25 protein-coding genes are annotated in these 23,445 nt (G+C 46.9%); 8 read left to right on the top strand and 17 right to left on the bottom strand.

What is annotated here, in order from left to right; all coding sequences use genetic code 11:
• Window positions 1-62: 62 nt before the first annotated feature.
• The 5 genes from BLS58_RS12730 to acpS all read right to left on the bottom strand — a co-directional run bounded on the left by BLS58_RS12730 (window position 63) and on the right by acpS (window position 4,690).
• Complete coding sequence (locus BLS58_RS12730; RefSeq protein WP_090399182.1) at window positions 63-869, bottom strand: STAS domain-containing protein; 807 nt, start codon at window positions 867-869, stop codon at window positions 63-65.
• 252 nt (window positions 870-1,121) lie between these two features.
• Window positions 1,122-1,406 carry a CopG family ribbon-helix-helix protein gene (locus BLS58_RS12725; protein WP_176764739.1) on the bottom strand — a complete coding sequence of 95 codons (285 nt, stop codon included), beginning with the start codon at window positions 1,404-1,406 and terminating at the stop codon, window positions 1,122-1,124.
• Between the two features lie 184 nt (window positions 1,407-1,590).
• Complete coding sequence (alr, locus tag BLS58_RS12720; protein WP_090399181.1) at window positions 1,591-2,742, bottom strand: alanine racemase; 1,152 nt, start codon at window positions 2,740-2,742, stop codon at window positions 1,591-1,593.
• Window positions 2,743-2,909: 167 nt separating this feature from the next.
• Window positions 2,910-3,941 carry a LolA family protein gene (locus BLS58_RS12715; RefSeq protein WP_090399180.1) on the bottom strand — a complete coding sequence of 344 codons (1,032 nt, stop codon included), beginning with the start codon at window positions 3,939-3,941 and terminating at the stop codon, window positions 2,910-2,912.
• Window positions 3,942-4,324: 383 nt separating this feature from the next.
• Entirely contained in the window at window positions 4,325-4,690 is a 366-nt protein-coding gene (gene acpS / locus BLS58_RS12710; protein ID WP_090399179.1) for a holo-ACP synthase, read from the bottom strand.
• An 83-nt stretch (window positions 4,691-4,773) separates the two neighbouring features.
• On the opposite strand from acpS, the gene BLS58_RS12705 reads away from it, so the two are divergent.
• Together BLS58_RS12705 and BLS58_RS12700 are read left to right on the top strand one after the other, a co-directional pair.
• The gene (locus tag BLS58_RS12705) at window positions 4,774-5,559 is read left to right on the top strand and encodes a rhomboid family intramembrane serine protease (protein ID WP_090399178.1); all 786 of its coding nucleotides are present in this window, start codon (window positions 4,774-4,776) and stop codon (window positions 5,557-5,559) included.
• Window positions 5,560-5,718: 159 nt separating this feature from the next.
• The gene (locus BLS58_RS12700; RefSeq protein ID WP_090399177.1) at window positions 5,719-7,041 is read left to right on the top strand and encodes a S8 family peptidase; all 1,323 of its coding nucleotides are present in this window, start codon (window positions 5,719-5,721) and stop codon (window positions 7,039-7,041) included.
• A 36-nt stretch (window positions 7,042-7,077) separates the two neighbouring features.
• Here BLS58_RS12700 and BLS58_RS12695 read toward each other — a convergent pair whose 3' ends face one another.
• Window positions 7,078-8,316: a hypothetical protein gene (locus tag BLS58_RS12695; protein WP_090399176.1), complete on the bottom strand. Its 1,239-nt coding sequence runs from the start codon at window positions 8,314-8,316 to the stop codon at window positions 7,078-7,080.
• Window positions 8,306-8,842, bottom strand: a complete 537-nt coding sequence (locus BLS58_RS12690) for an RNA polymerase sigma factor SigX (protein WP_090399175.1) — start codon at window positions 8,840-8,842, stop codon at window positions 8,306-8,308. The genes BLS58_RS12695 and BLS58_RS12690 overlap by 11 nt, the downstream gene beginning before the upstream one ends.
• A gap of 335 nt (window positions 8,843-9,177) precedes the next feature.
• Here BLS58_RS12690 and BLS58_RS12685 point away from each other — a divergent pair, with 335 nt between their 5' ends.
• The gene (locus tag BLS58_RS12685; protein ID WP_090399174.1) at window positions 9,178-9,762 is read left to right on the top strand and encodes a cell wall hydrolase; all 585 of its coding nucleotides are present in this window, start codon (window positions 9,178-9,180) and stop codon (window positions 9,760-9,762) included.
• 312 nt (window positions 9,763-10,074) lie between these two features.
• Window positions 10,075-10,704, top strand: a complete 630-nt coding sequence (trhA, locus tag BLS58_RS12680) for a PAQR family membrane homeostasis protein TrhA (RefSeq protein WP_090399196.1) — start codon at window positions 10,075-10,077, stop codon at window positions 10,702-10,704.
• 45 nt (window positions 10,705-10,749) lie between these two features.
• On the opposite strand, the gene BLS58_RS18270 is transcribed toward trhA, so the two are convergent.
• Together BLS58_RS18270 and BLS58_RS12670 are read right to left on the bottom strand one after the other, a co-directional pair.
• Window positions 10,750-11,538: a CAP domain-containing protein gene (locus tag BLS58_RS18270; protein ID WP_090399173.1), complete on the bottom strand. Its 789-nt coding sequence runs from the start codon at window positions 11,536-11,538 to the stop codon at window positions 10,750-10,752.
• A gap of 203 nt (window positions 11,539-11,741) precedes the next feature.
• On the bottom strand, window positions 11,742-12,389 hold the full coding sequence (locus BLS58_RS12670) for a TVP38/TMEM64 family protein (protein WP_090399172.1): 648 nt from the start codon (window positions 12,387-12,389) through the stop codon (window positions 11,742-11,744).
• Window positions 12,390-12,476: 87 nt separating this feature from the next.
• On the opposite strand from BLS58_RS12670, the gene BLS58_RS12665 reads away from it, so the two are divergent.
• The gene (locus BLS58_RS12665; RefSeq protein ID WP_090399171.1) at window positions 12,477-13,352 is read left to right on the top strand and encodes a Cof-type HAD-IIB family hydrolase; all 876 of its coding nucleotides are present in this window, start codon (window positions 12,477-12,479) and stop codon (window positions 13,350-13,352) included.
• A gap of 47 nt (window positions 13,353-13,399) precedes the next feature.
• Here the strand turns inward: BLS58_RS12665 and BLS58_RS12660 are convergent, their stop codons facing one another.
• The 4 genes from BLS58_RS12660 to BLS58_RS12645 all read right to left on the bottom strand — a co-directional run bounded on the left by BLS58_RS12660 (window position 13,400) and on the right by BLS58_RS12645 (window position 16,965).
• Complete coding sequence (locus BLS58_RS12660; RefSeq protein ID WP_245723170.1) at window positions 13,400-14,668, bottom strand: NCS2 family permease; 1,269 nt, start codon at window positions 14,666-14,668, stop codon at window positions 13,400-13,402.
• 69 nt (window positions 14,669-14,737) lie between these two features.
• Window positions 14,738-14,923, bottom strand: coding sequence for an SE1832 family protein (locus BLS58_RS12655; RefSeq protein ID WP_090399169.1), 186 nt, complete (start codon window positions 14,921-14,923; stop codon window positions 14,738-14,740).
• Between the two features lie 264 nt (window positions 14,924-15,187).
• Complete coding sequence (locus BLS58_RS12650) at window positions 15,188-15,733, bottom strand: GNAT family N-acetyltransferase (protein ID WP_090399168.1); 546 nt, start codon at window positions 15,731-15,733, stop codon at window positions 15,188-15,190.
• Window positions 15,730-16,965, bottom strand: coding sequence for a M20 family metallo-hydrolase (locus tag BLS58_RS12645; RefSeq protein ID WP_090399167.1), 1,236 nt, complete (start codon window positions 16,963-16,965; stop codon window positions 15,730-15,732). The genes BLS58_RS12650 and BLS58_RS12645 overlap by 4 nt, the downstream gene beginning before the upstream one ends.
• A 184-nt stretch (window positions 16,966-17,149) precedes the next feature.
• On the opposite strand from BLS58_RS12645, the gene BLS58_RS12640 reads away from it, so the two are divergent.
• Both BLS58_RS12640 and BLS58_RS12635 read left to right on the top strand, forming a co-directional pair.
• Complete coding sequence (locus tag BLS58_RS12640) at window positions 17,150-17,725, top strand: TetR/AcrR family transcriptional regulator (protein ID WP_090399166.1); 576 nt, start codon at window positions 17,150-17,152, stop codon at window positions 17,723-17,725.
• 83 nt (window positions 17,726-17,808) lie between these two features.
• On the top strand, window positions 17,809-20,217 hold the full coding sequence (locus BLS58_RS12635; RefSeq protein WP_090399165.1) for a YhgE/Pip domain-containing protein: 2,409 nt from the start codon (window positions 17,809-17,811) through the stop codon (window positions 20,215-20,217).
• 56 nt (window positions 20,218-20,273) lie between these two features.
• On the opposite strand, the gene BLS58_RS12630 is transcribed toward BLS58_RS12635, so the two are convergent.
• The 4 genes from BLS58_RS12630 to BLS58_RS12615 form a co-directional block, all read right to left on the bottom strand.
• The gene (locus BLS58_RS12630) at window positions 20,274-20,471 is read right to left on the bottom strand and encodes a YwbE family protein (protein ID WP_090399164.1); all 198 of its coding nucleotides are present in this window, start codon (window positions 20,469-20,471) and stop codon (window positions 20,274-20,276) included.
• Window positions 20,468-21,361, bottom strand: coding sequence for a DMT family transporter (locus BLS58_RS12625; RefSeq protein ID WP_090399163.1), 894 nt, complete (start codon window positions 21,359-21,361; stop codon window positions 20,468-20,470). The genes BLS58_RS12630 and BLS58_RS12625 overlap by 4 nt, the downstream gene beginning before the upstream one ends.
• A 93-nt stretch (window positions 21,362-21,454) precedes the next feature.
• Complete coding sequence (locus BLS58_RS12620) at window positions 21,455-21,730, bottom strand: HU family DNA-binding protein (protein WP_090399162.1); 276 nt, start codon at window positions 21,728-21,730, stop codon at window positions 21,455-21,457.
• A gap of 69 nt (window positions 21,731-21,799) precedes the next feature.
• Complete coding sequence (locus BLS58_RS12615) at window positions 21,800-22,591, bottom strand: SDR family NAD(P)-dependent oxidoreductase (protein WP_090399161.1); 792 nt, start codon at window positions 22,589-22,591, stop codon at window positions 21,800-21,802.
• A gap of 174 nt (window positions 22,592-22,765) precedes the next feature.
• Here BLS58_RS12615 and BLS58_RS17615 point away from each other — a divergent pair.
• Window positions 22,766-23,445, top strand: a 680-nt coding sequence (locus BLS58_RS17615; RefSeq protein ID WP_176764743.1) for a LysM peptidoglycan-binding domain-containing protein, incomplete at its 3' end; no start/stop codon positions are given.

Genomic DNA, 23,445 nt, shown 5'->3' with positions numbered 1-23,445 from the left:
AACTTATACCTCCGGTACTAGATGTGGGATGTAAGAGGTTAGAGGTGAGCAAAGTGTTCTGGTCAGGAAGTCGATAATGGTGTGATTTCGCGTTGGGTGATGGCCAAGGCCGTTTCCACCCCTTCTTTAAGATTGCTCGTTGTCGAAAACTTACTCAAATCAATACCAAGATTAACGATCGTCTGGGCGATTTCCGGCCGGATACCCACAATAATACACTTTGATCCCACGAGTCCAACAGCTTTCGAGACTTTAATAATATGTTGAGCGACCATCGTATCAACGACAGGGACACCGGTAATATCGATCAAAACCACTTGCGTGCGAAATTCGATAATGCCTTCCAATAAATTTTCCATAATTTGTTGTGCGCGTTTAGTATCAATTGTGCCGATTAGAGGCATGACACTAATTCTGTCAAAAACCGGAATTAATGGCGCGGACATCTCCTTGAGCGCAACGTTTTGTAAATCGATGACTCTCTCTTGTGTCTTTGCGCCCGCATCCACCAACTTGCTGATGAGCTCATCCAGCCAGGCTTCAAAGGCCGCAACTTGTCCTTCTGAATACTGGGCATCCAAATCACTTTTTACCGTTTGTCGCATGGATTGCAAACCGCGGATGTAATCACTAAGCGGCAAACCATAGTGGCTTAAACGGTCAGCGAAGCGCCGCAGTCGCTCTTCTTGCTCATGCTCTTCGGAGAATAATCCATCAAATACTAAATCGATCATTTCGTTGGTTATATCTTCTGTGAGATCATCTGAAAGGCCTTCTTGCTGAAATACCAGCTGAGTGAGGTCTTCTTTCCATTTCGTTATATAGTGTGTTTTTCTTTGATGAATATAATCTATAACCGAAGAATGCATGTCTATACCCCCATATTGCTGTTTATACTAATTATTTCATGCTTTGTATAGGAACGCAAATCTTACCCGAGGGTTCACCTTTACATAAAGAAAACTTGGCTTATCGCCAAGCCTTTAAGGCGATAAGCCTTAGTTACACTTATGCAGGATAAGAAAGTGGTTTATACTTTCTTACCTGCTAAAAAAAGTTGCCGATCAATTGATCGAAGCAACTTTATAGGGCTCCTCTTTTCAAAAAGGATCATAAAAATGCTAAAGCTGAGCCCCGCCGATATTTCTGTAGTCTACCCACGATTCAGCTTCCTCTTCCAGTTCAAACGACTCCGTCGCGATGTTCAGGTTAATGCTGGCCATCTCTACATAACCTTGCTGCATAGATTCCCGTACGATTTCTTTACGCTCGTGTAAATACTTCGTTGCCGCCTGGTGGAGAAAATCACTGCGGTTTAATCCATCGCGTTTTGTCATTCGGTCCACCTCTCGCAATAAATAATTAGGAAGGCTGATCATAATGTGACTGGCGCTGTCCTGGGACAAGAGAAAACACCTCCTGCACAAACGTTTCACCCACGACCTTGAATGCTCTGTACACATAATAGCATCCAACCGGGCAATTTGCAAAAACTGATTTTTTCCGGATGTGACAGTTTTCTACCCGTGTTATTCGACACATTCGACAAAATTCCTGCCTATACTGCGAAAAATGTAGAACTTTTTTGGGCTATTGTTTTTCAGCGGGATAATAATAGCGGGGAATTCTGTTGTTCAGTGTACAGGGAATTTCATAAGTGATGGTAGATAGGCGTTGTGCTACTTCCTCTATGGTTATTTTTTCTTCTTTCTGTTGACCGATTAATGTCACTTTCGTTCCTACGGGGAGTTCCTTCGGAAGTCTGACCATCATTTGGTCCATGCATATTCGGCCGACGATCGGACAGCGCTCGCCTTCCACGAGAACTTCACCGCCGTTCGTCGCGTTCGCTCTTAACCATCCGTCCCCGTAGCCTATAGGCACGGTGCCAATCCATTCTTCCTCGCTTGCCTGATACGTCGCCCCGTAACTAATGGAGGTGGACGGCGCCACTTTTTTTACATGAACCAAACGGCTGTGAAGTGACATAGCCGGCAGTAAAGAAACGGGGATATCCGCGGCGGTGTCAACCGCGGGGACGAGTCCATACATGGAGATGCCAAAACGAATCATATTATAATCCGTGCCGGGGTATCGCAAGCTCGCGGCACTATTGCTGTAGTGAACATAAGGGATCGGCCCTGCTGTCTCTTTTGCAAGCTTAACATAGGTTTGAAAATATTTTAATTGCCGCTCCAGGTAATCTGTTGCCCACTCATCCGCGGTGGCAAGATGAGTGAAAATGCCTTCAAGATGAAAAGCATCTTCCATTAGTATTGTTTTTACCATATCCAGAAGCGTTTGTTCCTCCGTTAAACCTATGCGCCCCATCCCGGTATCGCATTTCATATGCACATTTAGCGGGGTGTTTGTATCAAGATAAGTTTTGGCCTCCGCTAACCACTCCTTTTGAAAAGCCGTTACCGAAATCTTATATTGTTGCGCCACATTTGCGTCCCGGGGATTGATCCGACCAAGCACCAGGATCGGCACCTGTATGCCTGCTTCTCTTAAGGCAACAGCCTCCTCCAAAAGCGCTACCCCTATCCATTGGGCACCGGCTGCAATCGCTGCGCGAGCAACTTGAGTAGCCCCGTGTCCATATCCGTCCGCCTTCACGACGGCCATCACGTTTATATCCGTGTCATGAAGGGCCTGCACCGCTTTAACATTGTCAGCGATAGCCTCCAGATCTATCTCGATCCAAGTGTCTCGATATTGGCCAGCTTGATAAGCATTCACAGCTGATTCTCCTTGCTGAAGTTGATGATGTTCATTGTTTATTATTGGATTGTTTGGGGGAGATGTCAACACTCAGAGCTGATGTTCCACATTGTTTCTTACCTGCAAAAAAAGACCCAGATAAACTCTGAGTCCAAATCATCTATATCAGAATATCTCGAGCGCGCCTATTTCGCAGACGTAGAGGTCATCGATTCTGCAATGGCCGACATTTCTTCATTTTCCAGTGAATCTGAAGCAAGGATAAACTCGACGCCGTTCTCCGTCCAGGTTAGCGTTTCATTGGACATGACCCCCACGACATCGCCCAGCACAGTCGGTTCACCTTGCCCCAACTCCGTCGGTGCAGTCCCCGAGGCGGCAGAGACACTTGCCGGTTGCTGGATAATCGTAAACGGGCGATCACCTTCGTACGTTAAAATCACCCTTTGCCCTATATCCGTCTCAACCTCTTCACTTTGCGACAGTTCTGTATTTTCCGGTTCATATGAAGGCATGAACACATCCAGTGGATCTTCAGCTTCTTCCTCTTCAACCGCTGCCGGTTCTTCCGTTTCCTCGCTTTCCATATTGGCATCCATATCGAATTCATCTCTTTCCAGCGTCTCATTTAGAGCAAACGATTCGAATGCAACTTCCACGAGTGTGTTATAGTCTTCATCAAATACCCTTACCGAATGGGGAGACAAATCATCGCTGTTCAGGACAATTTCCTGTTGATGTAGATTTTGATTCTGGTAGTTCGTATTCGTTTCAAAAACATACTGGTTCTCCTCCACGGCAAATTCGCGTTCCGTATCAGTTAAAATATCTCCAATCAATGATTCATACAAATACATTTGGCTATTGTTGTTGGGCCAATCGCTTTGAAACCGAAAGCTTTTGTTTAACGCCGGGGTGAGTAAAAATACACCCTCATCGTTGCGAAGAATCATTTGATTCTGTTCTTCATCTTCATTTTGCAACTCTACACGATAGTACCGGTTTTCTTCGTTTTGCATGTGAGCGATGTCGACATCGTATTGACGCGGCTCTTGTCCTGTCTGCATCGTCATGGTCGCTTCTGTCTGATAACCGTCCATCGTCTGTAAGGTCTCATCCAACTCCTCAATGACCTCTTCCTGGGATTTCTCACCGCAAGCTGCCAGCAATACGACCGAAGCCAGTGCAACCAAAGATAGCCATCCTGCTTTTTTCACCGAATATCTCTCCTTTGTCTCAGTTGTAACGACAAAAGAGGGCACCTATTTAAAGCAGCTGCTGAAAAATCGAAATGCAAGTGGAAAGGGATGAATCCTCTTAGTGGGTGAAATCGCCTTCACTGGTTGTGAAAACGACGACCGTCTTGCCATTATGGTTGCAACTTTTGTTTTTTTTACCTATTTATCCTTCAACCATGATGACAGCACCCCGCGATCCAAGACGATTCAATCATGAAACAGCCCACTAGCCATTTCCACACCCTTCCACAAACATGTCAGGCCCCTCCTAACCGCAATACATCATATGAGACAACCCAATGACTTATGCCGGCTCGTCTGAAAGAGAGAAAAAATATCCCTCGGCAAAGCAGATTCAGCTCTCAGTCCGCTTTTTCCAAAATAACCTGGCCGACAGCAGAGGAGCGGGAATGAGAAATCGAAGCATGAATGTGGATAGAATCATCGAACCTGGAACAAACCGCGACGGGAGCGCCGCTTTTTGCGTTTAACACTTCTACATCCTTCCAGCTAATAGAGGCGCCCACGCCGCTCCCGTTCGCTTTGGCGAGGGCTTCTTTAACTGCAAACCTGCCGGCAAGAAATTCGGTTTGCCGGCGCGAGGACAATGCCTCCATCACGTCTCGTTCTCCTGGCGTTAAAATCCTTGTGATAAACCGCGGTTGTCTTTCCATCACCGCTTCCATTCGGTTAAATTCCACGATGTCGATGCCGGTTCCGACAATCATGCCCAAGTCCCCTTTCTCATTCGATCTCGAAGATCTTCATATGGTAAAATAATGATGTGCTTGATCTTTGAAGGAGTGGTCTAATGTTCGTTCGTAACGAAACATTTTATTCATTTACACGCAATTATCCCGTTATAACGGTGCTGCTCGCCACCCATCTCGGTCTGTTTCTTCTCGTTTCGCTCGGCCAATGGGGAATCTTTCCACCTGGTCTGTGGATTGAATATTATTTTATCGGGTATAATTTTCTCATCGCCCAGGGCGAATGGTGGCGCCTGTTGACACCCATTGTATTACATTTAGGGTTGCAGCACGTCCTTTTTAATTCGTTTGCCCTCTTTCTGTTTGGCCCTGCCCTTGAGCAAATGCTTGGAAAAGTGAAGTTTATTTCTATTTATTTTCTTACGGCAGTGATCGCGAACATTGCCACTTTCCTTTTACAAGGTCTTCAGTATAGCCACGTCGGTGCTTCAGGCGCTATTTACGGTCTGCTTGGCTTATACCTTTATATGATAATTTTTCGTAAAGAACTTCTGGATCCTCAGAGTAGGCAAGTCGTGACGATCATTCTCATCATTGGGATTGTTATGACCTTTCTTGTTCCGGGGATTAACGTTTTGGCTCACCTTATTGGCGCGTTATCAGGTGTCGTCCTGGCACCGCTGTTTTTACAAAATGTCAGGCCGTTTATTCCGATTCAACGTGTCCCGCCACCAAAAGATGATGGTTCACCGCAATTTAATCCAAACAGATGGAAAAACAAACGGCGCGTGGGACCAGGAAAGAATGGCTCTTTCATCGCGAACGCTCTGGGCGTCATCTTCATCGTCCTCGTCATCGTAGGAATTCTGGCCAATCTATTTATATAGGATACAACATTAATCTATGATCCGAACCCCTCTGAGTGAGGGGTTTTTTCGCCGTAAACATATCAATCATTTTTTATAAATCTAAGCAAGAACCGCCTCATTGTTGGCTTTATAAGCATAAATTGCTTGTGAAACCAGCAAAGAAAAGGGGTTCAACCAATGTTTCATTTTTCTACGGTGAAGGTTGCTCGTGCCTACGGGCCTTTGATAGATACCCATCTCAGGCATGCCTTAATCGGAGCAACGAGACCGATGCGGTTCACCCCGTGTTTTCTGCAAACCTACACGGACCTCTGGATTCGTAAATTGAAGGTGTTTCCGGTACTGGTCAAGTTCAAGACAGCAGCCCATGGCTACCAAAACGGGAGTGCCGTTTTTCAACACATCGCGAACACACACATGCGCTGCCAGGTGAGGCAGTCGTTTCCCCGCTTTTCGTCACAAAGCGGAACGTTGACGGCTCAAGCCCTGGAAAAGCTTTGTAATAATTGCGATGATATTGAAAAAATTTATTTGAACCGTTCTTTCAGTGCCTTGCTTCATACGGCCACTGAAACGACACGGGCAAGCTTCCTGCAAGATAACGGCATGACCGGTGACGGGACAACGATCGCGATTCTTGATACCGGCGTGCATCCAAGCGCTGATTTCACCGAATCTGAGAATCGCATCGTTGCCTTTAAAGATTTTATCAATGATGAGACCGAAGCATACGATGACAATGGACATGGCACCCATTGTGCCGGCGACGCGGCCGGGAATGGCCATTTATCCGATGGACGGTATATGGCGCCCGCTTCCGACGCTCATATTGTCGGCGTCAAAGTGCTGGACAAATCAGGAGCCGGGCCACTGTCCAATATCATCGCCGGTATCGATTGGTGCCTGGAAAATAAGGATGAATACAACATTGACATTCTCTCCCTTTCCCTGGGCAGCCCCGGCTCCGAATCTGCAGACGATGACCCGGTCGTGCAGGCGGTGAATCAGGCCTGGGAAGAAGGAATGATCGTGGTTGCAGCCGCGGGCAACGAAGGGCCAAGTGCGGGCACCATCTCTTCTCCCGGCACGAGTCCGCAGATTATCACGGTAGGTGCCCTTGACGATCAAAACACGCCGGATCGTTCCGATGATACCGTCGCAAGTTTTTCCAGTCGCGGTCCCACGATCGATAATGAAACGAAGCCGGACATTCTCGCTCCAGGGGTAGATATTGTATCCGTCCGCTCACCGCGTTCTTTTCTGGATAAAGTCTCTAAATCAAGTCGCGTCGATGACGACTATATCTCCATGTCCGGGACGTCGATGGCCACCCCCATCGTCGCAGGCATCTGCGCGCAACTGTTGGAGTTAAATGCAGAGTGGGAACCCGATGACATTAAAACAAGATTGCTCGAAGGTGCTGAAAACTTGGGGCTCGACGAGAATACCCAGGGGGCAGGTTCCGTGAATGCCATGGAAAGTGCCGCCGATCTTGAATAACTCCTTACTGAATTGGCTCCCCAAATGGGGAGTCTTTTAATTTTCCACTTCTCCGATATAGTTCGGTGCCACCGGCGGCGTTATCGCTTCGTTCAGCTGATAGGGACCGATCTCCTCGACGTCTTCGATATCCCCCTCGAATTCAATATCATCATATCCATAATCAGCCGCTGTTAATAAGACACCTTCGATAAACACCAGCCACTCTGTTTCATTATTTTCATCCATTTCATCCAGTCCGGAGTAGGATAACAACACGTTCTCGTCGTTTACCGCATCCACGTTTTCCAATTCCACCTCGGGAGGGACGACCGATTGAAAACGTTCATCATCCTCTGTCTCCATTTTCTGTAATATATCTTCCAGGGTTTCATCGCCATCGTCTTCGATATCGAGGCTGTTTCCTGTTACCAGGTACGCGTTCCCATCAACGGGCAATAAATAATACCCCGCGGATGTCTCCGTTTCCCCGTTTTCCAATTGTTCATCCCAATCGGCAGGCCACTGCCGGTCAATATCAAAACGGGCCGCTTCTTCCAAACCAGCGAGTATGCTTTCATCCGGCGATTCATCCCCATTCAAATCATCGAGCGGCGAATCGTGTAACCCAAACTCATCGGGTTCAACGCGGGAGAGAATGTCTTCTGCATCATTCTCCGCTTCCGCTGAATCATCAACGGTAATCGTTACAATCGTTTCGTTATCCGGGGCTAAAAACGGCAACGCAAGGAGAGAATCTTCGTTTTCGGTAGCCGCTGAGCGATAATTAATGTCAGCGTGGACTTCCTCCATTTCCTCTACTCTTCGATCTGCTGCTTCATCCTCTTCCGTGCTATCCTCTTCTTCCGGTTCGGCTTCTTCTTCGGTGACATCAAAGGATTCATCTTCCTCCGGGCCTTCATCTTCTTCCTCTTGTTCCATGCCTTTGCCGTCATCATCTTCTTCGATAATGACTTCATCGCGCCCCTCTGTTTCCTCTTCTGCGTCATCCCCGGTGAGATCTTCCTCATCCTGTTTCATCGGTTGATCAGCACTGAATGGTTCAGTAGATGTCGGAGAAGGGAGCTGGGAAACGACGATCACCGTCAACACCAAGCCGGCAGCCGTCGATAAACCCCATACTACCGGTTTGCGAAAGCGACGGACGGGTTGCTCTTTTTCTTGCATTTTCAACTCGATGTTTCGATAAATCTCCTCTTTGGCGCGTGTATCGCGAACCCCGTCGAGATCGCGCAAATGGCGTTCAATATCTTCCTGACGATGATTACGCTTCATGTTCTCCCTCCTCCCGTAAATGAATGTTCAATTTCTTTTTGACTTGTTGGAGCGCCCGATGTTGCGTGGTTTTTACTTTACTCTCCGACCACCCTAACGCAGTCGCCGTTTCCTTAACGGATAATGACTCGATAAATCTCAGAATCAGTACTTGTCGATGAGCGAGCGAACAAGTGCCGAGGGCCTCGTAGACCGCACGGACTTCATCATTGGCTACCGTGACTTCCTCGGGAAGAGGCGCCGGGTCGCGGGCATCGACGTTATCATTCGAAACCACCGTCCCGAACCATTTTCGCTTCTGTCGATTTTCTCTTCGTATGTAGTCGATCGCCAAATGCTTTGCGATCGAAAACAACCATGTCTTCTCACTGCTTTTTCCATCAAATGTTTCATATGAGCCCAATACTTTTATATAGACATCTTGCACGAGCTCTTCAGCTACATGGCGATCTCGAACCATATAAAAAATAAATTGATATATCGATTGATGATAGTGCTCATAAAGATGGTCAAACGTCCGATCCACGAATCCCGTTCCTCCTCACAGTCGTTTTTTAGCGGGAAGCGTTACAATGTTTTAGCATCTTTTTCGAGATTTTTTTACATTTACTGTCCTTCGTCCTTCATAAAAAGCGATCGAGGCTATTATAGCATGAATGGGTATGAGTATTGGAGGTGACGGTTTTTTTATATATTACAGGGATTACAAGAGTGTAATGTAAATGTTAAAAACCTTGTTGAAAACTGTCATATCAATCTTTTATTCTAAGATGTTTCTATTTGGGTAATTTTACCTGGTGCATAAGTCTAGATGCCTTGATACCTTTACTTTGTAACGAAAAAGGAGGGAACTCGGAGATTATGAATATCTTCAAAATATTGGTTTTACCCCTTGCATTGTTCGTTGCTTCCACATCGGTGGCAGATGCAAGCGAAGCGACTCATGAAGTAGGGGAAGAGGAATCTATATGGTCGATTGGTGTTGATTATGGTGTTCCGACAGAAGAGATTAAAGAACTAAACGGAAAATCTGAGGATGCCGTGGAGACAGGAGAGCACCTGGAGATCCCGTCTTCTGTCACAGAAGAGGAGAAAGACCTCCTGGCCCGCATCATCCAGGCTGAAGCTCAAAGCGAGCCTTATGCAGGAAAAGTGGGGGTTGGAACCGTCGTTCTTAATCGCGTTGCCGATGAGCAATTCCCGGATTCCATTCATGATGTTATTTACGAAACAGCGGGCGGACATTATCAATTCAGTCCGGTTCTGGATGGAAGTATCAATGAACCGGCAAGCGAAAGATCTGAACAAGCCGCTCGTGAAGCGTTGGCGTTTGACGGCCAGGGGCAAGGTTCTGTTTATTTCTACAACCCTGTAACAGCCGACGTTCATTGGAACGCCACAAGAGAGGAAACCATAACCCTGGGAGATCACGTTTTTTCACGTTAATCACGCCATCATCATATACTACAAAGAGCTTCGGACATAGGCATGCGCTTATGTCCGAAGTTTTTATTATGTTGAGGGAGCGGGCCGGCCAGCGCACCTCATATTGGATAGTTCTCCATTTTGGGGGGCGCGGCAGTTTGCCAGCACACCCCATTTTGATCATTTTTTCATTTTGGGGGCCGCAAGAAGCGCCAGCACACCCCATATTGGATCTCTCTCCATTTTGGGGGGCGCGGCGATCCGCCCACTCGTATGTTATACTAGAAAAGGTCACATTCACGAAGGGGTGAGTTTGTGCTTAACGATGCTCACATGTTTACCAGAAAAGAAGAAATCGCGAACGCCATAACCCACGGCATTGGCTCCGTTTTAAGCATTGCGGCGCTTGTGCTTTTAATCATTTACGCGTCCATCATCGGAACGCCTTTACACATTGTCAGTGTCTCTATTTTCGGTTTCTCGATGTTGTTGCTCTATGTCTGCTCTACGCTTGTCCATAGCTTTCCGAAAGGAAAAGTCAAGGACCTCTTTGAAATATTCGATCATTCGTCGATTTACCTGTTTATTGCCGGTACGTACACACCCTTTCTTTTTCACGCCCTGGAAGGCGCCTTGAGCTGGACACTGTTTGGCGTTATATGGGGCGTTGCCATGGCAGGTATCACATTGAAAGCCTTCTTTGTGAAACGCTTCAGGTTGCTGTCGACGCTCTTTTATATCGGGATGGGGTGGTTGATCGTCGTTGCCTGGGCGCCATTGGCAGCGGCAGTGCCTACGGGAGGGTTGATCCTCCTCGTGATCGGCGGCTTCTTCTACACGGTAGGTGCCGTTTTCTACCTTTGGCGTAGTTTCCCCTACCATCATGCGGTCTGGCATGTATTCGTGATCGCCGGATCCGCCGCTCACTTTTTCGCGGTCTTTCTCTATATCATTCCCCTATAATCATAAAACAGGCTAACGGACGCCCGTTAGCCTGTTTTATGATTACTATTCAGTTAAGAACATTTGCGTCCAGTAGTCTCCGTAGCTGCCACCTTCAGCATGGCCGATACCGATGTGTGTAAAATCGCTGTTCATGATATTGGCCCGGTGTCCGTCAGATTCCATCCATCCTTGAACGACTTGTTCCGGGGTGGCTTGCCCCGCGGCGATATTTTCACCGGCACCTGTATAGTCAATACCGTGGGCACTGATCATATCAAAGGGAGAACCATGAACCGGGCTGTCATGGGAGAAATAATCGTTATCCCGCATATCTTCGGATTTCACCGTCGCTACCTCAGCGAGCTCCTCATGAATTTCCAGTGGCTCCAGCCCTTGGGCTTCACGCTCTTCATTCGTCAGGCGAACGACTTCCTGCTCGAATTCACTGCCTTCGTCGATATTCTCGTCATTGTCTTGTCCTTCATCCGATCCTTCATCTTGTTCTGGATCCTGGTCATCTTCTTCTTTTCCTTCTTCTCCATTGGAACCTTCATCTTGTTCAGGCTGTTCTTCGTCAGCTTCCGGCTTATCTTTGTCCGATTGCGCTTGATCCTCATCTTCGTCTTCCGGCTGCTGTATTTCGATATCTTCGATCTCAATGTCGAATTGATCTTCGATCGTTTGGATCAATTCATCCCATTGGCCGTTTCCAAGAGTCCAAGTTTCAAAGAACCCGGACACGGTTATGGTCTTATTATCCTCTCCTTCTATGTATGTCTTTTCTTCCTCCTGTGCCATCGCTGCCGATGGAACGAGTAAAAATACTGATAATGCCACTAAAGATTTTTTCATAGTGTAAGCACCTCCAATTCGTATTATGGCAAGGGGAATAGCCCTTGAAAAGGGGGAATAGACACATTTCTAACGCCAATTGTTGCCACCACTAACAATATTGCGAAAGATTATTACACCCGTTTTTCAGAGATTTCAAGATGAAAAAAATACAGCTACATCTCCTTTAAAAAATATCTCAGCCTGTAAAATCATTGGTTGTTTTAACCATTTGCCCATTTCCTTTTGCCGGCATAATAAATCGTTCCGACCATAAAAAGCAAGAGTGCGATTCCGAGAATGAGCAATAACATCCCTAAGTCACCGGCAGCTACACTGGTACCCATAAGCGTGAAGAAAACGGTTCCCGGCCAAATACCGATCGCCGTCGCGGCCATATATTTAGGGAACGGCATTCTCGCAAACCCACATATATAACTGATCAGATCAAAACTCAACATCGGTACTAACCGCAAAAACAGCACATAATAAAATCCGTACCGAAACAGTTGGTTTCTAAATGCGAGCAAACGGCCGCCCTGCATCTTTCTCTCGATCCATTGACCACCTAAATACTGGGCCAAGTAATAACCGATCGTTGCAGCTAAAAGCGAGCCGATGCCGGTCAGCATCACCCCTCCCCACAATCCAAAGAGCAGCCCCCCGGCAAACCCTAATACTGAAGCAGGAATGAAAAATACAGGACGCAAGGCACTCAGAAGGAGGAATAATAACGGTGCGAATATCCCGAAATTCTCAATATAATGACGAATGCCCGCCGGGCTCCATTCATCACCGACTGGAGAAGCCATATATATGATAAGCCCCAAGGCAACGATACCGAGGATGCTTTTTATTTTCCCTGCGCTCATATCAAAAACCGTCCTTGCTTTTCTCCGACACAAGAGTGTTGTAAAATAAAATAGGTATCATTCCATAAAAAGCAGGTGTAAACGTAAATGAAACTAGTAGCGATCGACATGGATGGGACATTGTTACATACAGAAAAAGAGATCAGTGACTACACCATTGCCGTCATTCAACATCTTCAGCGCGAAGGCCATTCGTTTGTCATTGCGACGGGACGAACCTTACAGGATGCCAAAGACATCGTCACAAAGGCAAACATACCCGCTGACGGTTATATTTGTGCCAACGGAGGCATCATTGCTGATCGGGACGGCTACATTTTATCAGAAAAGCACCTCGATCTTCATGCGGCTACCCGTATGGCTTCCTGGTTGCATACCCGGCAATTTTATTTTCACCTGGCCACTTCCGACGGCCTTTATACGACGGATGACGCCTATCAATTCTTTCTGGACGATCTTAATGAATATGCCCGCATGAAAAACGATGGCGGGAAAATGGCAGCCGTCATACGGGATCAGGCGGATAGACAGCTGAACAATTTGGGACTTAAATTGCTCCCTGCAACCGCGGATATCCCGAGCTATAACTTTACCGCTTATAAATTTCTGGTCCTTTCCTTGTTTCCCGAGAAGTTAAACGCCATTCGCACAGCCTGGGAAACGGATGATCAAATCTCCATTACGTCGTCGGGGACGGATAATATTGAGCTTATGCCCTTCGATGCCGCCAAAGGAAGTGGCTTAACATTTATGGCAAAACAACTTGGCATCGCCATGGAAAATACGATTGCCATCGGCGATAACTATAATGATTTGTCCATGTTCGAAACCGCCGGCCTAAGCATCGCCATGGGGAACGCTGCCCCCGAAGTGAAGACATATGCCCACATGGAAACAGCCGAAAACGATGAAGACGGGGTAGCCAAAGCGATTGAAAACTACGTCATGACCGCGCGGCAATAGGAGCTTGTTTATTTGTTTTATGCATGTGGCAAAGTGGATATGTTCTATTAGATAATCAACAACGCGTAATTGCAGATAAATAACAGGGCGATCACATACTGATACGGGTGTACATCCTTACGCCTGCCGGTCACCCATTTCAAAAGCGGATACAGAATAAACCCGGCCGCAAGACCGTCGATAATCGAATACGTCAACGGAATGAGGATCGCGGTCAGCCCGGCGGGAAACCACTCGGTAAAATCTCCCGGGATATCACGTAATTTTTCCGCCATCGACATGCCGACAATCATTAGAATCGGGGCGATAGCCGCTTCCGGAATCCCGGAAATGAACGGCATCACGGCGAAACTCGTTAAAAACAGCAACCCCGCTGTCACCGCGGTCAGGCCTGTTTTTCCCCCTTCAGACATCCCGGCAGCACTCTCGACGACAAGCACCGTCGGTGACGTTCCAAAGAAACCGCTAATCCCGGCATTAATGGCGCTGCTCTGGTAAACCTTGCTGACATCTTTGTTATACGGCACCAAGCCATGAACAAGGCCAAGCGTATCAAATAGAACGAGAAGGGTTAATGAAAAAACAGCCATCCAAAAGGGAACGTGTAAAAGCCCGCTGAAATCCGCGGCTGTAAAAATACCGAGATAACCCCCCAATTCCAGCGGCTCGCTCTCGGGCGTGCCCCCGAAGCCCGTCAAATAGATGACAGCCGTTGTGATCAAGAGCCCAATGACAAAAGCACCCCTTATTCGCCTTACATATAGGATTAAGATTAACAATAAGCCGAAAAGCGTAAAGGCAAGGGAGGGGGACTCAAGCGGAGCAAGGCTGATCAATGTTTCCGGATCGGAGACGATGACTTCGCCCATTTGCAGACCGATCATGACGAGTAACAACCCAATCCCGGCGCTAATGCTGTATTTTAACGAGGTGGGAACAGCACGGGACAACGCCGCGGCCAAAGGTGTAAAAGCGGCGATAATCAGGAAAACACCGGACACAATCACGACTGCCACTCCCATTTGCCAACTCAAGTCATAACCTTGCACGAGTGTATACACGAAAAAGGCGTTAATGCCCATGCCGGGGGCGAGCGCCAGCGGCACGTTCGCGTATAAACCCATGAGAAGGCTGCCGATAACGGTGACTAACACCGTCGCGATCATGGCATATTGAAAGGGAATGCCGCCATCGGAGAGAATCGTCGGATTGACGATGATAATATGCGCTGCCGCAAAAAAGATCGTAATGCCGGCGACCACTTCTTGTTTTACAGTTGTGCCATGTTCATCTAGTTGAAATAGTTTTTGCAGCATCGTCGTCCCTCCAATTTCGCTCATACCAAAAAAATTGAGCCCCTTTCATAAAGGGAAACTCGATAAATTTTATATAGCCTTCGCTTCTTTTAGCTGTTGCCGGACAGAGTAAATTTCATGCTCTAAATCACGCAATTGCCGAGTAGCCGGGCGGACATTTCCGCCAATGGATTCCATTTTTTCCAGGTCCCCCTGGACACGAACGTAATCCGTTTTTAACAGTTGTAGTTGATCCTCCAACTCTTTTACTGTCATGATCGCCATCCCTCGCTTGCACTTTGCCTTTAACGTAACATTTTGGGGGAAGGAGGGCAATCCTAAGGTAGGAAATACCAAGGTAAAGTTAAAAAGGTAATAAATTCGCCTTTCAGAGACAACAATGGCGCCACCCTCGGACAGTAATGATTAATTCATATGCGCAAATGCCACTAAATCACCTTGCGCACAAGACGAATAGCTCCGTCAACTGGAAGGAAGCGATTAGGGCGCCTATCACCAAGCGCCCTTTTTATCTTGCCACTAACCTCTGACCTCTGAAAGCAACGCCTCCACTTCATCCACCGAAAACGTCATAACCCATTCCCTGAGTTCTTCACCATGCACAGTAAACGTGTCAATGCGCAAGTAATGGGGATTCAGTTTTTCATAGAATGGAAACGAGGGATTGTCGGCTAGCGCAATGATCGCAAAAGTTTTCCATCCTCTTTCCCGAAAATTGGCGAGGACTTTTCTCATGAACGCCACTCCAATACCTTGTTGCTGGTATTGCTCAAGTACGTAGATCGCATTTAATTCCCCATCCACGGATTCCTGTTCTTCCGCTTGATCACAAACCGCAAAGCCGACGATCTCGGATTGCTCGTTGACGGCAACAAGTCCATAGTTGGAATTCTCCGGATATTCATCGAGGATTTTTTCCCATCTTTGCTCACGTTCCTTCACATTTAAACTGTCCAGATAGCTTTGCGGAACGATGCCTTGGTAAGTCGTCCGCCAGCTATCAACATGGACACACGCGATTCCGTACGCGTCGCCTTTTTTCATTTCGCGAATCGAATAATTCATGCATCTCCCTCCTCATCCGCCAATCTTTTCGTCGCACGCAGCAGCACGTTCGCCCCTTTTTCAATGTCGGCGGCGCTCGTATATTCCTCTTCGTGATGGCTTTTGCCGTTGACACTCGGCACGAAGATCATGCCCGAATCCGTGATCCGGCTCATATGTTTCGCATCATGTGATGCGCCGCTGTAAAATAATTCCTTACCATATCCAAGCGCATCTGTTTCCTCCGCGAGCACGTTTTGAATTTTTTCCGGAAAATGGATCGTTTCCGCCTGGTAATTCGTTTCCATAGTAAAATCAACATTATAGTTTTTCGACGTATCGGATAAAATTTTGTGAATCGCCATGGGCACACCTTTGCGCATATAGTCATCGGGATGGCGCATATCGATGGTAAAGGTGACGTCTGACGGGACGATATTGGGAGCACTCGGGTGCACCTGCAATGTACCGACCGTAAGCACCAGTTCTTCGATAGAATTGCCATACCTGGATAAAGCGGTCACCATGGCGGAAGCAGCAACGAGGGCGTCTTTGCGTCCGGACATCGGGGTTGTTCCCGCGTGATCCGCTTCTCCTTTTACATGGACCTGAAACCAGGCCAGTCCCTGAATCCCCTGAACAACGCCGATGCTTTTCTGCTTTTCTTCGAGCACAGGTCCCTGTTCAATATGTAATTCCAGGAACGCGTGCGCGTCTGTGAGGCGATCGTCTTCTTCGCCTTGGTAACCGGAATCTACGAGAGCTGTTTCAAAGCGTGTGCCCTCGGTATCTTTTGTGTCATAAACGTTTGTTTTCGAAAATTCTCCGATCGCCCCACCGGAACCGAGCAGCGGCGGTGCAAAACGTGCCCCTTCTTCATTCGTGAAATTGATGATCACGATGGGCCGTTCTGTTTTCACTCCCTCATCATTCAACGTACGAATGACTTCCAAAGCAGCGAGCACGCCGACAATTCCGTCGTATTTTCCGCCATATGGCTGCGTGTCCAGATGCGAACCGATGACAACCGGGGAAAGTTCAGGATTTGTACCCTCTCGTCGACCGTACATATTTCCAAAATCATCGACGGTCACTTGCAACTCAGCCGTCTCCAACCAACGGGTGAAGGTCGCGCGCATCTCCTCATCTTCTTTTGACAAGGTCAACCGATGCAGCCCCCCGTTTTCCGTCGCGCCGATCACCGCACTCGTCTCGATTGTTTCCATCAATCGTGACCCATTGATTTTCATCATTTCATGACTCCCTTTCACCCATGATATATACTAAGGATAGTATCTCAGTTGTTGAAAAGGATGTGAAGCCGTGTCATTCTCATTTCATGAAAAAAAGCATCAAGTTTGACTTAAGCTCAACAAATGTTATTATAATATTGACCGAATTGTTCATACGGTCATTCCCCGAAAATGAGGTTTTCTAGTGATCACCAACAAACGAGCAACCATTTTAGAAGCAGCGAAACGGACGTTTTCCCTGTTTGGCTACAAAGGCACGTCTGTCGCCCATGTTGCCAAACTCGCCGGGGTGGGCAAGGGCACGATCTATACCGAATTTAAGCATAAAGAAGAAATGCTGGAAGCCGTTATGGATGACTTTTTACATGATCTCGGGGCCATTTTTGAACGTGTGAAACACGAGGACGAAAGATCTGTCCTGAAACTGCACCGCGCTTTATATGACACTTTACAATATCGCAAAGAGCATCAATTACTGATTCATCTGACCGAAGAAGTCAGTGTCCATGGCACGAAAGAAGCGGTCTCCGCCATGCAAAAGGTTGAGGATTTCATTATGACCTCTTTGGAACGGGCCATTGCCCAAGGTGTGGAGAAAGGGCGTTTACAAGTGAATGATACGGAAATTACTGCCTTCACCATCTACAAACTGTACATCGCATTTATCGTTGATTGGGAAGAAAAAAAACGTCCGCTGACGGAAGAAGAATTGTTCCAGGTTTTTGAGAATCACATCTTTAATGGCATCGTCATTCGATGATTACTGAAGACGATGTTCTTTTTTTGAAGCGAAAATGACCGTTTTAATATTTCGGTCATTTAGTCGAATCAGGAGGTTTTACATTGCAAGGTTTTATAGCCGAATGGAAAGCTATATTTGCCGATAAAAAACTGTTTATCTCGATCATCGGCATTCTATTGATCCCCGTTTTATATGGGGGCATTTTGCTTTGGGCTTTCTGGGACCCATATGGACAACTGGAAGAACTTCCGGTCGCTATTGTGAATGAGGATGAAGGCACTGAAGTGGACGGAGAAGAAGTGAATGCCGGGGATGAATTTGAAGATGAACTTCTGGAAAGTGAGGATTTCAATTGGCATGTGACCGATGCTGATGAAGCACAAAGAGGGTTCGATGCGTTCGATTATTACTTTTACGTTATGATCCCTTCTTCTTTTTCTGAAGACGTCTCTTCACTTCAAGACGACGATCCTGAAAATGGAGAGATTTATTATGATATCAATGAAGATGTTAACTTTGCCGCGTCACAAATGGGAACGCAGGCCGTGGACACAATTGAAGAGGACCTGTCCCGGACATTAACAGACACCTATGTGGCCATTGTCGATGATGCCTATAGTGAACTGACAGACGCGGCTGTCGAACTTGAGGAGGGAGCTGAGGAGCTTGTTGACGGTATGGATTCTGCTCTTGAAAACATGGGCTCCCTCACGGAAGGTTTGGCGGAGTTGGATGAAGGGGCCGAGTCCTTACACGCAGGGGCAGGTGAAGCCGCTGAAGGCACCACTGAATTGCGGACGGAAGTTGAAGAAATTGTGGCATCATATCATAACAGCGAAGACATCGATCAACTGGAAGACAGGTTGGGCGAGATGCAAGCGGAAGTAGCTGCCGCCCGCTCGTATTTGGAAAGCGACGATGCCGCCCAACTGGAACACTCCCTTCATTCACTGGATGAAAACTGGTCGGCGGCACGTTCCTCCCTGCAATCAGCGGAAGATTCTCTCCTTCATTTGGCAGATCAGCTTGAAGACATTGATCAACCTGTTCAGGAAGCAGAAGATGTCCTCGATGATATCAGCGCGATGAATGACCGCCTGGATCAATGGCAGAACGAAGCAAATGAAAGCTTGAATGATCTAGAAACGTTTGTAGGGGCCTGTTACGAGTGGCAAGAATCGGTAAGTGAATTTAATAACGCCGATGAAGAAGCTCAAGGATTGTCTGATTATATCGCCGAAAACTACCCGGAAGATGAAGAATTACAAGGCTATGCGGATACATTGGCAGAGACCATAGACGGCATAGACTCTCAGGATATTCAACCATGCCAGCAAGCCGATGAAACCGTAAATACCTTAAACGAGACCTATGATGATATAGAAAATGGAACGTCAGAGCTTTCAGAGCAACTCGAAACCATCGAGGCAGCATTCAATGACAGCATGGATGCGATTTCCGATGGACAGGAAGATATTTCGAGTTGGATAAATGAAGTCAATCAGGATTTGGAAAATGCCCAGGCTGCCACACCAGAAGGAATCGGCGAAGGGGACATTGATTTATTGGAAGTGTTCCCGCAGGCAAGAACCACATTGGCTGAGCTGGATGAATCACTTTCACAGGCAGACGACGTATTATCATCCGTAGACACTACGCTCGCTGAAGCTGAACAGGCCGTACAAACGCTTGATGAAGGCGTACAGAATCTGAACGAAGGAGCAAACGAGCTTTCCGAAGAAATGCAAGAAGCATTGCAGGGTGGCCTGGACATTGAAGACGGTCTCGAGGAACTCGATGACGGAGCCCAGGAGCTGCAGGAAAATCTGCAGATACTGGTTGATACGTTACTGGAAAATGAGTTAACCGAAGACCAACAGGCGCTTTTCAGTTCCCCCGTTGAATCGGTCGCGGAAAGTGAAACCGAGGATTACACGTACGGAGAAGGGCTCTCTCCTTATTTCTTATCGTTGGGATTGTTCGTCGGAGGTTTGACGCTGTCGATTATCTATCCGTTTTATCATCCATTGGCTGAGCACAAAACGGCATGGCAATGGTTTTCCGGTAAATTGGGTGTCACGTGGTCAGTGGCTACGATCCAAACGATCGCCCTAACCGGAGTCACCTTCTATGGTCTCGATTTGGATATCGCCAGCCCTGCCTGGTTTTCATTTTTCATGTGGTTTGCCAGCCTTTCATTTATGGCACTGATTTTCATGCTCGTCGCCATAATGGATAATCCCGGACGCTTTATCGCAATCATCTTGTTGATCGTACAGCTCGGAGGAAGTGGAGGTTCCTTCCCCGCGGAACTCGTCCCCCCTTTCTTTCAATACGTGCACGACTGGCTGCCGATGACGTATTCCGTGGAAGGTTTGCGAGCTACAATCATGATGGGAGAGCCGGAGTTGTTGCTTGAAACTTGGCCGCTGCTTTTGGTTTTACTTGTATCATTGGGAGCAACTTTCCTGTTTTTTGCTCTCAAGCATAAAAGAGAGGTAGCAGCATAAAAGGAACTTGCTCGAGATCGCTGATATATGGACAGCCACAAGTCGGCTGTCCTCTTTCATTCATACACCTTTTTCACCCTGCCGACCTGCCCATCCGTAAGCCTCACTTTTATCCCGTGCGGATGTCTCGGCGCGTTCGTCAATATATCTTTCACCGTCCCCTTGGTCGTTTTTCCCGTTCTTTGATCTTTTTTTAATACGATTTCCACAGCAGTTCCCGGATGAATATTGGCCCGTTGTTGTCCATCAGTCATTGTTGCAAGCCCCCGTTTCTTTGTCTCTGTGTCACCAGTATAGCAGAATACAGCACTAAGACGATCCCGATCACTTGCCAGAACAGTAAATAATCCCCTAAAAAAAGCACACCGGTCAGCACGGCCACGATCGGTTCCACCGTCGCCAAAATCGATGCTTTACTGGCTTCAATATATTTTAAACCTGTCGTATAAAGTATATAGCCGAAAACCGTTGCGACGAGTGCCAGTAAAAGGGCTGAGACCCAGACATCCGGGTGAGCAAAGGCTGCTGTTTTTTCCCACACATCGCTCGTCAAGGCCATAAAGATACTAGCATACAAAAATGTATACGTCGTGACCGTAAGCGCTGAATATCGGTGGGTAACCACTTTGCCGAAAATGGTATAGAGCGCAAAGCAAAATCCGGACATGATCCCCATGACGAACACTTCAAAAGGCACCTGTGCTTGCCAAAATGGGAGCAATCCGACAACAAAAGCACAGCCAGTGATGGCCATAAAAAGCGCCACCATTTTTCGAGACGTAAATGCTTCTTTAAAAAACAAGCGCGAAAACAACGTCACGAATAATGGCCCCGTGTACAGCAAAGTAACAGCCAGCGATAAATTGGCGCGGGCAAAGACTTCAAAATAAAAGAAATTGAAAAAAGAAATGCTCAAAATCCCCGCACCCGCGAAAAATATATGGTCACGCAAACGGGTCCGCAAATGCGATCGAAAAAACAAAAACATCAATAAAAATAAAAACGTAAATGACAGTAGCACCCGAATGGCGACAACATCCCAAGGCGTAAATCCTCTTTCATATAAAGGGTTGACAAATACCCCGATGAGTCCCCACGCAGCAGCCCCTGCAATCGCACAGAGGTATGCTTTCTTTTTTGACATTCTCTCTCCCTCGCTCTTATGTATCCACTTGTTACATTAAAGCAAAAAAACGACCGTTTCTCAAATGGAAACGGCCAGGTTCATATGTCCTCGCTATACATTGACGGCTTCTTTCAATCGTTTGCCCGGTTTAAAGGCAGGCGCGTGGCTGGCAGCAACCTGAATTTGTTCACCTGTGCGCGGATTGCGGACTTTTCTCGCTTCTCGCTTGCGTGTTTCAAATTGGCCAAAACCAATCAGCTGAACGCGCTCGCCTGTTTGCAAATTTTCCGTTATCGCATCAAATGTGGCATTGACCGCGATTTCAGCCTGTTTCTTCGTGAGGTCGCTTTTGTCAGCAACGACTTTAACTAAATCTGACTTGTTCATGGTTTTGTTCCTCCCATACTTTTTAAGTTAATCATAGTTTGGGAGATCTAGCAGACATTTATACATGTTTCAATGAATTTTTTCGGTTCGCGCCATATTTCTTTTCATCAGTTTGGACGTAATCCTTAACATTGTTTTCCGCGGAAACACTCGCGGTGATAAAGAAATGATATAGTTGAGTTTTCCGTCGACGACATAGTGTTTTCCTTTTTGCAATGCCTTATAGCTGCTATGCACCACCTGCCGGGTCGTTCTCATCCCGCCGACCGTAATCGTATCGGGGGCGGATGCAAAAAAATCAGTTTGCGTCGTGCCGGGACAAACAGCCAGGATTCGTATGCCCTTGTTTTTATACTCTTTGTGCAGACTTTCCGTAAAGGATAATACGAACGCTTTCGTCGCCGCGTAAATGCTCATGTAAGGAATCGGCCAGAAAGAAGAGGTTGACGCAATATTGATAATGTCTCCGGCACCCCTTTTTTCCATATACGGCAGAAACTTTTGCGTCATGTTCACGACTGAATTAACATTCAGCATCACTTGTTTATGCGTGTCTGATTCTGTAGGCTCCAAAAAATGGCCCGTCGTTCCAAAACCGGCATTATTGATTAACATATCAACTTGAAGGTTATAATCCCGCACCTGCTCATATACGTTGGTAGCCGCCCATTCTTCACTCAGGTCCTGGATGATCACATAAGTATCCATGTTAAACCTTTCCTGAAGATCTGCGGCCATTCGATCGAGTTTATCTTTTGAGCGGGAAACGAGGATCAAATTATACTCTATCTCAGCGAGATAATAGGCATAAGCCTTGCCGATTCCGTTCGATGCACCGGTAATTAAAGCTGTCTTTTTCATTTTCTTCTCCCTCGGATCTTTCCATTTTTTTACGTTTACGATACTAGGGTTTTAACCATATATCAAGCGCCCCCAAATACTTAATATATTTGTAATCTAGTTGTAACTTACTATCAGGAAAGATATGGTACTATAGATTCTAATAAAATATACCTATTTTATAAGGAGGAGCTTATGAAGAAAAAAATGACCGCCGCTATTACCGTGAGTGTTCTCGTTACCGGTATTTCTTTTTCAAGTGCCCAGGCAGCACCGGTCGTAGAAGTACAAAGAGGAGACACTTTATGGGGGATCGCCAATACATATGATACGTCAGTCGATCGCCTCTTTCAGTTAAATGACTTAAACTCAACGCTGATTGTGCCAAATCAAACGCTTAACGTCCAAGATTCGGAAGAAGATTCAGAAGAACATTCAGAAGAACATGTCGTCGAGGAAGGAGACACCCTTTGGCAAATCGGAGCGGACAATAATGTCAGCGTGGAACAATTAAAGGAATGGAACGACCTTAGCTCCGACCTTATCCTTATTGGCCAAAGACTACTGATTCAGGAACCGGGTGACGTCGGAAGCTCTGAAGAAGCCAGCGAACAAGCAGAGGAAGAAGAAACGCAACAACAGGAAACTGAACAAGCTGAGCAGGATGAGCAAGAACAACAAGAGGCTGAACAGACCGAGCAAGAAAATCAGGAACCGCAAGAAGATGAACAAGCCGAGCAAGAGGAACAGCAACAACAAGTAGCTGAGCAGGACGAGCAAGGAGAGCAGCAACAACAGGAAGCTGAGCAGGACGAACAAGAAGAGCAGCAACAACAGGAAGCTGAGCAGACCGAGCAAGAAGAGCAGCAACAACA

Origin of the sequence: Natribacillus halophilus (assembly GCF_900100185.1) — a bacterium.
GTDB lineage: Bacteria > Bacillota > Bacilli > Bacillales > Marinococcaceae > Natribacillus > Natribacillus halophilus.
The sequence above is the reverse complement of the archived record's forward strand: the minus strand, read 5'-3'. Positions and strand labels throughout refer to the sequence as shown.